Raw genomic sequence first — 14,846 nt, 5'->3', positions numbered from 1 at the left:
TATTAGATTCGAATGGTCATGCCATCAGCAAGAGATTGACGATACGCTCGGAATGCGGGAATAAAGCCAATGATAATTCCAGCAACCTGAACCATCATAATGAGTTTCCACTCATGTGGGGTGATTGCGGATATTGATATGTTGATACCATAACTTTGTTGCACGATAGGAGCAACTACTGCAATTAAACCAAAGAGTAATCCGACGCCTAACGTAATACCAAGGAAAGTAAGCGCACTGGCTTCACTGATCAGTAGACCGAATACATGCCTTGGTCTTGCGCCCATCGCTCGTAAGATAGCCATCTCTCTGCGACGCTCTTGCAAGCTAGTCAGTAGACTGCTGAGCATGCCGAGTAGTCCCGCCACAACGACAAAACCAGATACAACGAGTAGTGCCTGCTCCGCAACCGCCATCATGCCCCATAATTCATGTAAAGCAATACCAGGCATGATTGCGCTCAGTGGTTCTTGATGGTAGGTGTTGATTTCACGTTGCAGTGCGAATGTCTGAATCTTGGAGTTTAAGCCAAGCATCATTGCCGTGATCTGTTTTGGTTGAAAGTCGTAGGTTTTAAGTGTCTCGGCATCTGGTGTATGGCCGAGGTTAGCCCCTGACTCCCAGCCAACGTGAATAGCTTCAATAGCTTCCAGTGACACGTGTACCGTTTTGTCTACTGGTGTTCCTGTTGGAGCAATGATACCGACGACAGTAAATGGCAGGTTGTCGTGGCGACTGAATGCCACATCACTAATACCGTGCGCTAAGATGATTTTATCGCCAATCTTATAGTTGAGCTTTTTCGCGATATCAGCACCGATAACCACATCAAATAGCTCATTAAACTCACGTCCTTGCTCGATAGTAAGTAGTTGCTTACTGCCGTAGCGATAGTGTTCAAAATAGCTGTGGTTAGTACCCATGACGCGGAAACCTTTGTGCGAATCACCGAGTGAGATTGGGATCGCCCATTTTACCGCTTTGTGCTGGCTGAACTCTTGGTAGCTTTTCCAGTCGATGTTATTCGTTGCGTTGCCGATTCTAAATACTGAATAGAGCAGCAAGTTAACCTGTCCAGAACGGCCGCCAACAATAAGGTCAGTTCCTGAAATGGTGTTGGCGAAACTGCTTTTGGCTTCTGTACGTACACGCTCTACGCCAAGCAAAAGAATGACGGAAACGGCTACGGTAAGAATCGTAAGAATGGCGGTGGCCTTACGATTTAGCACACTTTTGAGTGCTAAGTGAGTAATTACTTTCATACGATAGCCTTCGCTTGGTTTACGGTCGTAAGGTCGATGCTGCGTGTGAACAGCTTTTCCAGTGTGGGATCGTGACTCACAAAGATAAGCGTAGAGTTAGCTTGGTCCGCTTGCTCGAGCAGCAGTTCAATGAAGGCTTCTCTGTTGTCATGGTCTAGTGCGGATGTTGGTTCATCGGCAATAATGATTTGTGGCTGCCCCATTAACGCTCTTGCGGCCGCAACACGTTGTTGTTGGCCAATGCTGAGCTCGGTTACTGGCTTATCCATCAATGCTTCCGGCAATTTAAGCCTTTGAAGAAGGGTTTCTGCGGTTGCCTTTAATCCACTATTTCCCTGAATGACATTTTGCTTTCTGATGTTGGAAAACTGGCAAGGTAGTGTCACGTTGTCCGTTACAGATAGATAGGGCAACAGATTAAATTGCTGGAAAATATAGCCTATGTGGTCGGCTCTAAACTTGTCGCGTTGACGCGGCGATAGTTGGTTTAGGTCTTGACCTAAGATAGAAACCTCACCTTGCTGTGCTTGGTTTATTCCCGTCAATAACCCTAGTAATGTTGATTTTCCACAGCCACTTGGCCCTTTAATAAAAAGGTGCTCTTTGGCATGGATATGAAGAGAGGGTATTTCGAGCGTTGGTGGTAGGTCTGGCTTCCATCGGAAACTGACATTTTCCAATTTAACGACAAGCGATGATTGGTCAAAGGACATATAAGCTCCTGCTCGCTAAGCGGTTTTGCTTAAATCGATATTCTTAATAGTTGCTCAAGGAATCACCATTGGGGCAACTCTACTGGTTTGAGAGCAAGGCAGCCAAGTGAGTGCTCACTTGGCTGCTGTACGTTGTGCTTCTGTATCAATACAGTGTTAGAAACGGAAGCTAGTGTTGTTTGGTGCTAGCTTCTGTTGAGTCTGTACACGATCTGTTAATAGATTAACTGTGATTGATTCTGTATTGGCAAAGTTAGAAAACCACTGTGTCTCAACTGTGTCTAATTTAGCCACGTTTGAACATTGGTAATGGTATTCAATAGTGAACTCACCGTGCCCACCTGCAGCATGGTCGTGACCTTCGTGGTCATGGTGCTCATGCTTGTCATGGTCGTGACCTTCGTGGTCATGGTGCTCATGCTTGTCATGGTCGTGACCTTCGTGGTCATCGTGATCATGTTTGTCATGGTCGTGCCCTTCGTGGTCATCATGATCATGTTTGTCATGGTCGTGACCTTTGTGGTCGTCGTGATCATGGCCTTCATGCTCGTCTTCACCCAAGGTATGAGTTACAGATTTGTACTCTAGCGTACAATCCGCACCTTCGAACATGAATAGCTTACTTGGTTGATTCAGTAGCGCAGTTGCTTTTTCTAGTGCTGCGACTTGCTCTGGTGTCTGAGGTGCGTGCTCAAAACCAACAACATCAGCACCTGGAGCGGTTACTTCAACCAAAAGCTCGTTGCCATCTTGAGCGATATTGACTTCAACCGCTCCGTGAACGTGAGCATCATGAGAACGGAAGTGATCATCAGCGATAGCGGTAGCAGATACAGTCATGCCGATAACAGCGGCTAAAATAGAAGGTTTCATTGGGTATTCCTAAATAAAAAAGATGAATTAAAAGCAGGTTAATTGATTAAGTCATCTTCACAGGTGGTGAACGCGCGAGATAAGCAAAGTATAGTCTTTGTAGCTTACGAGCTGGTTCACTGGTTAGGACAATGAAATTGATACTTAATTCAGGCAGTTGTGGTAAATCGTGAGCAAAACCAAGCTGACTGGCTGAAAAAAGTTCACATTGATGGTGTGTGTGGTGTTCAATGTCGGCATCAACGATGTGGTGGGCCACAGACCACGACAACATGATCATTAACCCGAGCATGCACAGGACAGAACGTCTAGTTGTGAGTGAGTGGGCTCGCCAGATCATGATGAGTTGAACCAAAAAAGAAAAAGGACGTTGTTATAATATAACAATGTCCTTTCAAGAAATCTCGTAAAAGAGAGTAATTATTATTAAAGATTTGCTTTAATAAGTTGAATGACTTCAGAGACTTCGGATTCGTTTAACGCCCCTTCTTTTACAAATAGGACTTTACCTTGTTTGTCTTGAACGATAATCGCAGAGCTCTCTTCTTGTAGAGCCCAAGCAGATGCTGCGGTACCTTCTTCATCCAGTACCATTGAAGACCAAGGAAACTCTTCCTTGCTGCTTTCTGCCGATGACTTCACAAAAGAACCGGTACCCCAGATGGCATCATCTTGGTTAATGATGGTTGTGGTTTGGTAAGCATCTTCTGGAAATTTAGAAGCGGTAATCGCTGCCATTAGAGGAGCATTGAGCTCTTTCGAGCTGCTGCGTCCAGCAATCGCTTGAACAACGCGTACCTTACCTAGCATGTCTGTGGTTGCCCAAGCTTGATAGCCTGTCGAACCGTCATTTAAGGTGATTTCACCATGAGCAGTGACGCTGACAGGTGGTAGAGTTTCGCCGACCGTTAGGTTGTGAGCATTGGCGAAGAGTGGAGAGGCTGCGGCTAATAAAGCCAGTAGAGTTTTGTTTTTCATTATATTTTTGTTCCGCTTGTTGGTTTGCCCTCGAAGTATAATATGAAATAAACAAAATGCCTTGCTTACTTTTTTATCGTACGTTGTCGAAAGGTGTTGCGGAGTTGTTACTAAAGGGTATAATGCAACTATATCAGGGGAATCGGCAGGTTTTCTTGCTATCAGCCAACGGATATGGCTGTTATTTGTGCTTTGCTCAAAAGTGAAGAGCTGATCACAAACTGTTGTACTCAAAAGGAATTGAGGTTGTTTATGCTACGTGAATTTTCTACTTACCGCCCTCGTCAAGTGGCGCGTTTCGTTAAAGTCCTATTCAAAGGTCAATTCAGCATCGAAGGTATCGGTGAATTTAGATTCGACCAAGGTAAAGTTCTTCTTCCTGAAGTAACGGATCAAAAAAAGCTAAATGTATTTAAAGAAGTGAATGGCACCATCGCTTGTATGTCGATGTAATTGCTTGACTGATATAGCTGGAATGAAAGGGCTTGAGATATCAAAGCCCTTTTTTGTTTCTGTCGATGAGTGACTCGTGTTACTGAGGTGGGAAACAAACTCCTGTTCCGCCTAGTCCACAATAGCCGTTTGGGTTCTTAGCTAAATATTGTTGATGATAATCTTCTGCATAAAAGTACTCACCGGCTGGTTGTATCTCAGTGGTGATCTCTGATCCTCGCGCAGCTTGCATTGCTTTTTGGTAACTCTGTTTCGAGGATTCAGCAATTGATTGTTGTTGCTCACTAAAGGTGTAGATTGCAGAGCGATATTGTGTTCCTAAATCATTCCCTTGGCGCATACCTTGAGTTGGGTCATGACGTTCCCAAAACGTTTTGAGCAGTGTTTCAAGAGGTAAGATACTCGGGTCGAATATCACGCGTACTACTTCTGTATGACCTGTTTCACCAGTACAAACCTGTTGGTATGTCGGGTTTTTAGTGAAGCCACCAGCATAACCGACAGAGGTTGAAACGACCCCCTCAAGCTGCCAGAACAAGCGCTCAGCCCCCCAAAAACACCCAAGGCCAAGTAATATTTCTTGTTGTCCAGCGGCTGGTGGAGCAGACAGATCACTTTGGTTGACGAAATGTGGTTCAGATACTGTGATGGGGTGAAGGTTCCCTGGCAAAGCCGTTGCTTCAGAAACCATTTGTTGTTTGTTAAGCATGTCTGTGTTCCTTTTAGAGGTATCATTACGCTTTAAACGTCTTTAAATATACGACTAACTCTTTAAATTAGACCGTTTTATTGCTTGAATTATTACAGACGCGACATTGAATTAGCGGTATGATTTCCCTTTGATTCTTAACGTATTGATAACTTTCACCAATTAAACATGATAAGAAAAACTTTACCAGTTCTGATTGGCACTTTGCTGTCATCAAGCCTTGCCTTTGCCGATGTCTCTCTTGAGATTGAGGGGCTAGATGGTGCGCTTGAAGATAATGTAGATGCTTACCTAAGCGCCATTCCAGAAGAGGAGTATTCTGTATCTTTACGTTTTCAATCCCGTCTAGAATCGATGATCAAAGAAGCGGTTAACGCGCTCGGCTATTACCACCCTAAAATTACCTTCACGCCCTCTGAAGACAACACTGAACTCTTGGTCAACGTTAAGCCTGGTGAGCCTGTTATCATCTACACCTCTGATATTGTTATTTCTGGTGAAGCGGAAAACGATCCTGACTTCTTAGCGTTAGTAGAAAAGAGCAACCTAGAGAAGGGAAAAGTTCTTAACCACAGCCATTACGACTCGTTAAAGTCATCAATGCGTAATCTGGGTTTAGCCAAAGGCTACTTTGATGGCAATTACGAATTGAGTCGCTTAGAGGTCGCTCCCGAACTGAATCGCGCTTATGTTCGATTGCATTACGACAGTGGGATTCGCTATCACTTTGGTGAAACGACCGTGACAGGCAGCCAGATTGAAGACGATAAAGTGCAGTCATTGAAGCCTTTTGAGCAAGGTCAGCCTTACGAAATCGCTAAAGTGGGGGAATATAACCAAAACCTCTCTAACACTGATTGGTTCTCTTCTGTGTTCGTTGAACCCGACCTTGGTCAATTAGGCAGCGGCCGCGAGATTCCAATGAAGGTGAGTTTAGCGCCTCAAGCTCGAAATCAGATTGAAACGGGTATTGGTGTTTCTACTGATTTAGGGGTTAAAGGTAGCCTGAAATGGAAAAAACCGTGGGTAAATAGCAGCGGCCACAGCTTCAATAGCAGTCTCTCAATCTCAAAACCAGAACAGACCATTACGGCGAGTTATAAAATACCGCTTGATGATGTGCTTAACGACTACTACCAAGTCACTTACGGTATGAAAAATGTCGATAACCGAGATACTAAGAGCTTGGAGTCAAACCTGAAACTTGAGCGCTATTGGCGTTTGGACAATGGTTGGCAACGCACGGTGTTTGTTCGTTACCTATTAGAGAACTATGAGCAGGGTCTTCAAGATGATGTCGCTCAGTTTGTTTTGCCGGGTGTCTCTTTCTCTCGCACACGAACTCGTGGTGGGGCGATGCCGATGTGGGGTGACAAGCAAACTATTATGTTGGAAGCAGGTGATGATTCACTACTGTCTGAGACTAAGGTGATTCGTTTTCAGGGCAGTACAGCTTGGATTCGTAGCCTTGGTGAGAATCATCGCGGCCTGACGCGCTTGGAATATGGCGCTAACTTTGCGGATGAATTTGAAAAGCTATCGCCATCTCTGCGATTCTTCGTGGGTGGTGACAATAGTATTCGTGGTTATGGGTATGAGTCTATCTCCCCCCGAGATGAGAGTAATGCACTAACGGGTGCAAAGTTTATGACCACAGCAAGCTTTGAGTATCAGTATCGTCTCTATGGCAACTGGTGGGGGGCTATGTTCTATGATGTTGGTGATGCCTTCAATGATACACCTGATTTAAAATCAGGTACTGGTGTCGGTATTCGTTGGGCATCTCCAGTGGGGCCGGTTAGCCTAGACTTCGCATGGGGTCTAGATGCAGACCCAGGTGATGAATTCCAAATCCACTTCACTTTAGGACCTGAGTTATGATTAAAGTGATCGGCAAAATTTTCAAATGGACTTCGATCTCTATCGTCTCTATTTTGCTTCTTGTCTTGACCTTAGTTGGCCTCGCTCTGTTTACCAATCCAGGCTTAAATGCTGTGCTTTGGGGAGCCGAAAAAGCGTTACCACAACTAAAGGTTGAGAGCACCAAAGGGGCGCTTTTCCCTCGTTTTAGCCTTCATAATGTCCAATTTGTCGATGACAGCCTACATATCAATACTCAGCTCGAAAAGGTTGAGCTGGCGATCAATCCAAGATGTTTACTCGACCCTCAGGTATGCGTAGATGAACTGACGCTAAAAGGGCTCGATTTCGCCTTTACTGAACTGCCACCCCCAGCAGAAGAAGAGCCAGAACCAACAGCACCACTGACTTCTATCTCGACGCCGTTACCTATTACATTGAATCGAATCAATTTTGAGGATATCTCCCTCGATATCTTGGGAAATAAGGTCGATTGGCAGCGTTTTTCTACGGCGATGAATATGAAAGGGGACGTGTTAACCATCTCTCCGACCTTGTTCGATGATCTAACGGTTAAGCTTGCGGAAGCAGAGCCTTCCGTTGAAGAGGATGCAAAACCTGAAGCAACTAAAGAAGCCGAAGCAATAGTTTTACCAGAAGCTTGGATTCCATTGACCATCGCTTTAGAACGCTTTGATTTGAATCGCTTTACGCTTGAGCAAGAGACACCCATTGTCGTTCATCACCTAGGGCTAGAAGCGAAAGTCGGTGGACATGATGTGGATGTGCAAACACTTGAGCTGGACATGCCACAAGCCACAGCAAACCTAGCAGCAAAAGTGGCTCTAAAGGGCGGCTATCCTCTTGAACTTGACCTCAGTGCATTGGTTAAAGAGACCGATGTTGCTGGGCAAAAGCTACAACTATCAGCAAACGGCAGCGTGGAAGAGTTGACGCTGGATGCTACCTTATCGGATTTGATTGAAGCAAAGCTCTCTGGCGAACTTAAACCTCTAGAACCTACCTTGCCGTTTGACCTTAAACTGACGGATGGGCAAGCGCAATGGCCTTTGAAAGGGAGTAGTGATTATCAGGTTGCTATCAAACAACTAAAAGCCAATGGCTCTTTGGAAGGTTTCCAATTAAATCTGGATGCGGACGCTAAGGGGAAAGATATCCCGGATATTGGTCTTAATGTTGAAGGTGCGGGTAGCACAGAGCACATCGACTTGCAGAGCCTTGATATCGCAACATTGGGTGGGCATGTCACTGGTGCTGTGAAAGCCAATTGGAAAGACCTTGTGAACTGGCAAGCGGACATTGGCTTACAACATATTCAGCCTGGGTTGCAATGGCCAGAAGCCGAAGGGGACATCAGTGGTAACCTAAAAACATCAGGCAGTTTAACTGAGGCTGGTGGCTGGCAGGTGGAGCTACCAACTTTAGATATCGATGGCATCTTGAGAGAGTACCCCCTCAATATTCAAGGTCAGCTTTCCGCATCTGATAAAACAGCCTCTGGAGAACCAAGCGTTCAGACATCTGGATTACGTTTATCGCATGGTATCAATGCTATCAACGTAGTGGGTAAGCTTGATAAGCAATGGGATATGAATGTATCCATTGATTTCCCTGAGTTGGTGAAAAGTGTCCCTGATTTAAGAGGTACCTTGATTGGCGATATCGTTCTATCGGGTCCAATGAAAGAGCCAAATGTCGATTTGGGTCTGAACATCAATAGCGTTAAATGGAAAGACGAGGCAACACTCGACAGCTTAGCTTTAAACGGCTCTGTGACACCATTACCGGCTCCTCAAGCTGACATTGTGCTCAATGCTAATGGCATCAGCTATCAAGAACAGAAAGTAGAGAGTGTTGAGCTCAGAGTTGATGGCGGTGAGAAGAACCATAAGCTCACTCTAGATGTGGTGTCCGACATTGTCTCAACCAGTCTGGCTATCTCTGGTGAATTGGTTCAGAAGCCATCAATGATCTGGAAAGGTGCACTTGAACGCGTGACGATCACAACAGAGCAGGGGCCATGGCGACTTGAGAAGCCAGTTGCTATCACAGCGGATATTGATAAGCAATTTGCCGACGTTGCCGCGCACTGTTGGTTACAGGCTGGTTCAAGTGTCTGTTTAACGGAAGATATTAGAGCGGGTAAATCTGGTGCAGCTAAACTTGCGATCACTGATTTCGACTTTGAGCAGGTAAAACAGTTCATCCCTAAGGCCACTCAACTAACAGGTTCAATAAATGTTCAAGCTGAAGCGAAGTGGGATGAGAAGCTCGCACCTCAAGTGAACGCTCAAGTAGAGCTGCCAAAAGGTCAAGTGATTCAAGATGCAGGAGAGTCCATCACATTAGGCTGGGAGAGCATAACCGTTAATGCCGAGTTGAAGGACAATCGACTTGAGGCAGATTGGCTACTTGATGTGACCGATAATGGAGACCTAACCGGCTCACTGGTATTGCCTGATGTTGTGGTTGAAGATAAGCAAGTAGAAGCTGCGCTCAAGCTCAGCACTTTCCACCTTGATTTCCTTGCGCCGCTATTAGGTGAATACAGCTTATTACAAGCAAACTTGTCGAGTGACCTTAAGGTACAAGGTTCTCTGATGCACCCTCAAGTCTTTGGCTCATTTGCGGTAGATGACATGCAAATGAAGGGCGACATTACGCCTGTTGATATTAAAGATGGGCGTATCGGACTCGATTTTGATGGCTATAGTGCAAAACTGGACGCAGACATCGTTACCCCTGATGGGCAACTAGATGTTGAAGGTACCGGGCAATGGCAAGATCTTGAGGCGTGGAGTACTCAGGTGCGAGTATTTGCAGATGACCTGATGGTCGATGTCCCGCCAATGGTCAAAGTGAAAGTTGTACCTGACATGACGATTGATGTCTCTCCAAAGCTTGCTCGTATCACGGGTGATATTGCACTGCCTTGGGGACGGATAGTGGTTGAAGAGCTGCCACCAAGTGCTGTTGGCATATCTTCGGATCAAGTGATTCTCAATAAAGACTTGCAACCAGAGGGCGAAACTAAAGTTCCATTTAATGTCGAAACGAATATCAATATTTCGATTGGTGATGACTTTAAACTGTCGGCGTTCGGCCTTGAAGGTGACCTAGTCGGTAAATTGAATGTGGCTCAAAAAGATCAAGGCCCATTCATTACGGGGGAGGTTAATATCGTTGATGGTACGTACCAATCCTTTGGGCAGGATTTGATCATTGAAGAAGGTAAGATCTTGATGAATGGTCCACCTGATCAGCCTTATGTCGCAATCAACGCAATTCGAAACCCTGACAATACCCAAGATGATGTGACCGCGGGTGTTAGGGTGACAGGACCAGCGACGGAACCAACAATTGATATCTACTCGGAACCTTCGATGCCACAAGCTAATGCGCTTTCGTACCTGCTTCGTGGACAAGATATCGATGGTGAAGCGGGTAGTGGCTCGATGACAACAACCTTGATTGGCTTAAGCTTAGCTAAGAGCGGTAAGGTGGTGGGAGAGATTGGTGAGGCCTTCGGTGTCCAAGATCTTCAGCTTGATACCGCGGGTTCTGGTGAAGACTCACAAGTGACAGTGAGTGGTTATATCTTACCTGGCTTACAAGTGAAATACGGTGTTGGTATCTTCGACTCTTTGGGCGAGTTCACTGTGCGTTACCGTTTGATGCAAGACCTATATGTAGAAGCGGTGTCTGGCGTAGATAGTGCGGTAGACCTGCTCTATCAGTTCGAGTTTGAGTAATCGATAAATGAGTTGGGCTAGATGATGTCGCACCTTGTATTTGTCTATGGGACGCTTAGAAAAGGGCAGCATAACCATCACTTTCTAAAGCAGAGCAAGAAGTTGGGCGATTGGGTAACCCCAGCTCAATTTGCACTGTACGATTTAGGCCGCTACCCAGGCATGATTTTCGGAAAGAAAAAAGTGGTTGGGGAGGTCTATATAGTCAACGACGATGTTTTGGCTTCGCTCGATCGGCTCGAAGATGTACCTATTGAGTACCGTCGTGAACAAATTGAGACTATATTTGGATTAGCGTGGGTTTATTTGTATCAGTTTGATTTATCTGAGCAACGAGAGATTCTTTCTGGTGACTGGTGTAAACGAAAATAAGTGTTTGAAGTATGAGCCAGGAGTAAAGTTCCGACGTAGTAGTTAGAGTCTCAGTGAGTCTTTCTAGTAGGAGGAAATTATGAAATATCTAGTATTGGTGTTTTCTTTAGTGCTTTTCGGTTGTGCTCAATCCCCACCATCTACATCGAATGTTGATGATTGGCAGTTGTTTGGTGAACAAACTGCGATGAAGGGTTACACGAAAAAAGATGAAGCGACACTGTCTAAGTCAGCTGCATCACCTGTTGATTCTGAACTTTATGCGGCTTATGACAAAGGATACGAGGCGGGACGAATTGAGTATTGCTCTCAGAATCCAAGATCATTAGGTCGTAAAGGTGAGCAATACCACGGTATCTGTGATGATATAGACAAGTGGTTCCGTATTAAGTTTGAAGGTGGTGCGCAGTCGAAGTTTGATCTTCGCTAGACCTTTCGAAACTCTAAAAACAATAAAGCCAGTACGTGAGTACTGGCTTTTTAGTTTCAGGGAGAATTAAGTTTTAAGCTTCATCTCGGTTTAGCTCAAGGAACTCTTCTACCTTGTTTACCATTTTCTTGGAACCAACAAAGAATGGCACACGTTGGTGCAGTTCAGTTGGCTTGATGTCCATAATACGCTGAACACCATCAGAAGCTACGCCGCCTGCTTGTTCCATGATGAAGGCAATAGGGTTGCACTCATAAAGAAGACGCAGTTTACCATTCGGGTGGCTTTGCGTGCTTGGGTACAGGTAAATACCGCCTTTTAGAAGGTTACGGTGGAAGTCTGATACCAGAGAACCAATGTAACGTGAAGTGTATGGACGGTTATCACTTGGCTCATTCTCTTGGCAGTACTTGATGTACTTCTTCACGCCCGTTGGGAAACGAATGTAGTTACCTTCGTTGATTGAGTAGATCTTACCTTCGTCAGGAATCATCATGTTTTCGTGAGAAAGACAGAAAGTGCCCAACGATGGGTCGTAAGTGAAGCCATTTACGCCATTACCTGTTGTGTAAACCAGCATGGTTGAAGAGCCGTAAATTACGTAACCTGCAGCAACCTGTTTGTTGCCAGGCTGTAGGAAGTCTTCTTGAGTCGGTGGAGTACCAATCGGTGATACGCGGCGGTAGATCGAGAAGATCGTACCCACAGAAACGTTCACATCGATGTTTGATGAACCATCTAGAGGATCCATTAGCACCACGTACTTAGCGTTTTTATTCAATTCTTTATTGAATGCTACCGCTTCGTCTTCCTCTTCACTAGCTACACCACATACTTGGTCACGAGCTTCCAGAGCTGCTTTGAATTTGTCATTCGCGTAAAGGTCAAGCTTCTGTTGAGCTTCGCCTTGTACGTTGTCGGTGCCGACAGCACCTGTAATGTCGACAAGACCCGCTTTATTGATTTCTCGGTTAACGATTTTCGCAGCAAGACGGATCGACGATAAAAGGGATGATAGATCACCACTTGCATGGGGAAAGTCACTTTGTTTCTCAACAATGAACTCACCAAGGGTGCGCATCTCAGACATGTTATTTCCTTAAACTTCTCTGAATAATTGGGGGATTCAAGCGCTACTGGGTTGCCTCTTAAGTGGGCATTATTCATCTAGTCGCTTACTTAAATTCTAAGCTTTAGATCTTTTTAATGGTAATGAAGTAAGCGACACAGATCTCACTTAGAATGTCGACTAAATTTGTTTTGCATTGTGACTCGCTTTTGTTGGGCGATTCATGATAAGAAATGCACATAATCTTGATTAAGAAATCAGTCTTTTTGCCCCGTTTTTGGAAGCGATATATGCATATTCATATCTTAGGAATTTGCGGCACCTTTATGGGTGGTGCAGCGGTATTAGCCCGTCAATTAGGTCACAAAGTGACAGGTTGTGATGCCAATGTGTACCCGCCAATGAGCACACTATTAGAGTCTCAAGGTATCGAAATTATTGAAGGTTTTGACCCAAGCCAGTTAGAGCCAAGACCTGATTTGGTCGTGATTGGCAATGCGATGAGCCGTGGTAATCCTTGTGTTGAATATGTACTGGATAACAACCTGAAATACACCTCAGGTCCGCAGTGGTTGCAAGAGTTCCTGCTGCATGACCGTTGGGTTCTTGCTGTTTCAGGGACACACGGAAAAACCACGACTGCCAGTATGCTGGCATGGGTTCTCGAAGATTGTGGTTATGCGCCGGGCTTCTTAGTTGGCGGGGTGTTGGGTAACTTTGGTATCTCAGCGCGACTGGGTGAAAGCATGTTTTTTGTCGTCGAAGCTGACGAGTACGACAGTGCTTTTTTTGATAAGCGTTCTAAGTTTGTTCACTACCATCCGCGCACCTTGGTTATGAATAATCTCGAGTTTGATCATGCGGATATTTTCGACGATCTTGAGGCGATTAAGCGTCAATTCCACCACCTGATCCGTACTGTTCCGGGCAATGGTCGAATTTTTGCTCCTCAGCAGGATAGGGCTTTGGAAGATGTCTTGTCTCGCGGCTGTTGGAGTGAAACTGAATTTGCTGGTGAAGAGGCGGATTGGCGTGCTGAAAAGCTAGTCAAAGATGGCTCGAAGTTTAATGTGTTCTTCCAAGGTGAATGTGTTGGTCAGGTCGATTGGCCGCTAGTCGGGGACCATAACGTTAATAATGCCTTGATGGCGATCGCGGCCGCAAGACACGTGGGTGTGACTCCGGACTTGGCGTGTGAGTCTTTGGCGAAATTTATCAATACTAAGCGCCGTTTAGAGCTTAAAGGGGAAGTGGCAGGGGTAACGGTGTACGACGACTTTGCACATCATCCAACGGCAATTGAACTAACCTTGGGTGGTTTACGTAATAAGGTCGGCAACAATAAAATTATCGCTGTGTTAGAGCCTCGCTCTGCTACGATGAAACGAGGGGTTCACAAAGAAACCCTTGCCGATTCGTTAAAGCAAGCCGACAGCACCTTCTTGTTTCAACCAGACAACATTGATTGGTCGGTTCAAGACGTCGCAGATGCTTGCCACCAACCCGCAGTAGTCAGTGATGACCTCGATGCCTTCGTGAAGAGCATTGTTGAGCAAGCACAACCAGGCGATCAAATTTTGGTGATGAGCAATGGTGGTTTTGGCGGCATTCATCAGAAATTGCTTGATGGATTGGCAGCCAAAGGTTAAATACACGCGTTCCAATCGATTTTAGAAGTACGAGAGATCATGACGAAACAGAGTAAAGCGATTACCCTCGCATTCACTGGCGCTTCCGGTGCCCCATATGGTTTGCGCTTATTAGAGTGCTTGCTCGCCGCTGATTATCAGGTTTACCTGTTGATCTCGTCGGCGGCTAGAGTGGTGCTTGCGACCGAACATGATCTCAAACTGCCTTCAGGCCCGGATGCTGCTAAAGCAGCGTTGGTTAAACATCTAGATTGCGACCCTGACCGTTTAGTAGTGTGTGGCAAAGACGATTGGTTCTCTCCTGTTGCTTCTGGGTCCGCAGCTCCCAAGCAGATGGTGGTTTGCCCTTGCTCGGCAGGAAGTGTTGCGTCGATTGCTCACGGTATGTCAGATAACTTAATTGAACGCGCTGCAGACGTGGTCATGAAAGAGCGCGGTCAACTGCTTCTCGTCGTTCGAGAGACGCCATTCTCAACTCTGCACTTAGAGAATATGCACAAACTCTCGACCATGGGCGTGACTATCATGCCTGCTGCTCCTGGCTTTTATCATCAGCCAAAGTCGATCGATGACCTCATAGATTTCATGGTAGCTCGCATTCTTGACCACTTGGGCATAGAGCAGGGGTTAGTGCCAAGATGGGGTTACGATCAGCGCCATTAAGGCGAACTTTGTAGCTTATTGGTTAAAATACAATTACAATTC

The 14,846-nt window shown here is 45.6% G+C and carries 14 protein-coding genes; 7 read left to right on the top strand and 7 right to left on the bottom strand.

The features are described 5' to 3' along the window. Window positions 1-2: 2 nt before the first annotated feature. From OCV50_RS12785 to OCV50_RS12765, 5 genes are all read right to left on the bottom strand, one after another. Window positions 3-1,262, bottom strand: a complete 1,260-nt coding sequence (locus OCV50_RS12785; protein ID WP_261903207.1) for an ABC transporter permease — start codon at window positions 1,260-1,262, stop codon at window positions 3-5. After that, window positions 1,259-1,975: an ABC transporter ATP-binding protein gene (locus tag OCV50_RS12780; protein WP_239841865.1), complete on the bottom strand. Its 717-nt coding sequence runs from the start codon at window positions 1,973-1,975 to the stop codon at window positions 1,259-1,261. Before OCV50_RS12780 ends, OCV50_RS12785 begins: the two co-directional genes overlap by 4 nt. A gap of 156 nt (window positions 1,976-2,131) precedes the next feature. Beyond that, a complete protein-coding gene (gene zrgA, locus OCV50_RS12775) occupies window positions 2,132-2,848 on the bottom strand; it encodes a zinc uptake protein ZrgA (RefSeq protein WP_261903206.1) in 717 nt (238 codons plus the stop codon). 46 nt (window positions 2,849-2,894) lie between these two features. Continuing rightward, a complete protein-coding gene (locus OCV50_RS12770; RefSeq protein WP_390905152.1) occupies window positions 2,895-3,185 on the bottom strand; it encodes a DUF2607 family protein in 291 nt (96 codons plus the stop codon). Window positions 3,186-3,274: 89 nt separating this feature from the next. After that, window positions 3,275-3,826: a YtfJ family protein gene (locus tag OCV50_RS12765; protein WP_261903204.1), complete on the bottom strand. Its 552-nt coding sequence runs from the start codon at window positions 3,824-3,826 to the stop codon at window positions 3,275-3,277. A gap of 252 nt (window positions 3,827-4,078) precedes the next feature. Between OCV50_RS12765 and OCV50_RS12760 the strand changes: the two genes are divergently transcribed. Then, window positions 4,079-4,279: a DUF1107 family protein gene (locus tag OCV50_RS12760; protein WP_032553292.1), complete on the top strand. Its 201-nt coding sequence runs from the start codon at window positions 4,079-4,081 to the stop codon at window positions 4,277-4,279. A 79-nt stretch (window positions 4,280-4,358) separates the two neighbouring features. Here the strand turns inward: OCV50_RS12760 and msrA are convergent, their stop codons facing one another. After that, complete coding sequence (gene msrA, locus OCV50_RS12755) at window positions 4,359-4,988, bottom strand: peptide-methionine (S)-S-oxide reductase MsrA (protein ID WP_239841860.1); 630 nt, start codon at window positions 4,986-4,988, stop codon at window positions 4,359-4,361. Between the two features lie 168 nt (window positions 4,989-5,156). Here msrA and tamA point away from each other — a divergent pair, with 168 nt between their 5' ends. From tamA to OCV50_RS12735, 4 genes are all read left to right on the top strand, one after another. Beyond that, window positions 5,157-6,869, top strand: a complete 1,713-nt coding sequence (gene tamA, locus OCV50_RS12750) for an autotransporter assembly complex protein TamA (protein ID WP_261903203.1) — start codon at window positions 5,157-5,159, stop codon at window positions 6,867-6,869. After that, the gene (gene tamB / locus OCV50_RS12745) at window positions 6,866-10,621 is read left to right on the top strand and encodes an autotransporter assembly complex protein TamB (protein WP_261903202.1); all 3,756 of its coding nucleotides are present in this window, start codon (window positions 6,866-6,868) and stop codon (window positions 10,619-10,621) included. Before tamA ends, tamB begins: the two co-directional genes overlap by 4 nt. Before the next feature lie 24 nt (window positions 10,622-10,645). Beyond that, window positions 10,646-10,993, top strand: a complete 348-nt coding sequence (locus OCV50_RS12740) for a gamma-glutamylcyclotransferase family protein (protein ID WP_239841984.1) — start codon at window positions 10,646-10,648, stop codon at window positions 10,991-10,993. 79 nt (window positions 10,994-11,072) lie between these two features. After that, window positions 11,073-11,423, top strand: coding sequence for a DUF2799 domain-containing protein (locus tag OCV50_RS12735; protein WP_261903201.1), 351 nt, complete (start codon window positions 11,073-11,075; stop codon window positions 11,421-11,423). Window positions 11,424-11,496: 73 nt separating this feature from the next. Here OCV50_RS12735 and fbp read toward each other — a convergent pair whose 3' ends face one another. Further along, entirely contained in the window at window positions 11,497-12,513 is a 1,017-nt protein-coding gene (gene fbp, locus OCV50_RS12730; RefSeq protein ID WP_239841856.1) for a class 1 fructose-bisphosphatase, read from the bottom strand. Window positions 12,514-12,782: 269 nt separating this feature from the next. Between fbp and mpl the strand changes: the two genes are divergently transcribed. Continuing rightward, window positions 12,783-14,141, top strand: coding sequence for a UDP-N-acetylmuramate:L-alanyl-gamma-D-glutamyl-meso-diaminopimelate ligase (gene mpl / locus OCV50_RS12725; RefSeq protein ID WP_261903200.1), 1,359 nt, complete (start codon window positions 12,783-12,785; stop codon window positions 14,139-14,141). A gap of 39 nt (window positions 14,142-14,180) precedes the next feature. Then, entirely contained in the window at window positions 14,181-14,804 is a 624-nt protein-coding gene (locus tag OCV50_RS12720) for a flavin prenyltransferase UbiX (RefSeq protein WP_261903199.1), read from the top strand. Window positions 14,805-14,846 lie beyond the last annotated feature (42 nt).

The organism is Vibrio fortis (assembly GCF_024347475.1).
GTDB lineage: Bacteria > Pseudomonadota > Gammaproteobacteria > Enterobacterales > Vibrionaceae > Vibrio > Vibrio fortis.
The sequence above is the reverse complement of the archived record's forward strand: the minus strand, read 5'-3'. Positions and strand labels throughout refer to the sequence as shown.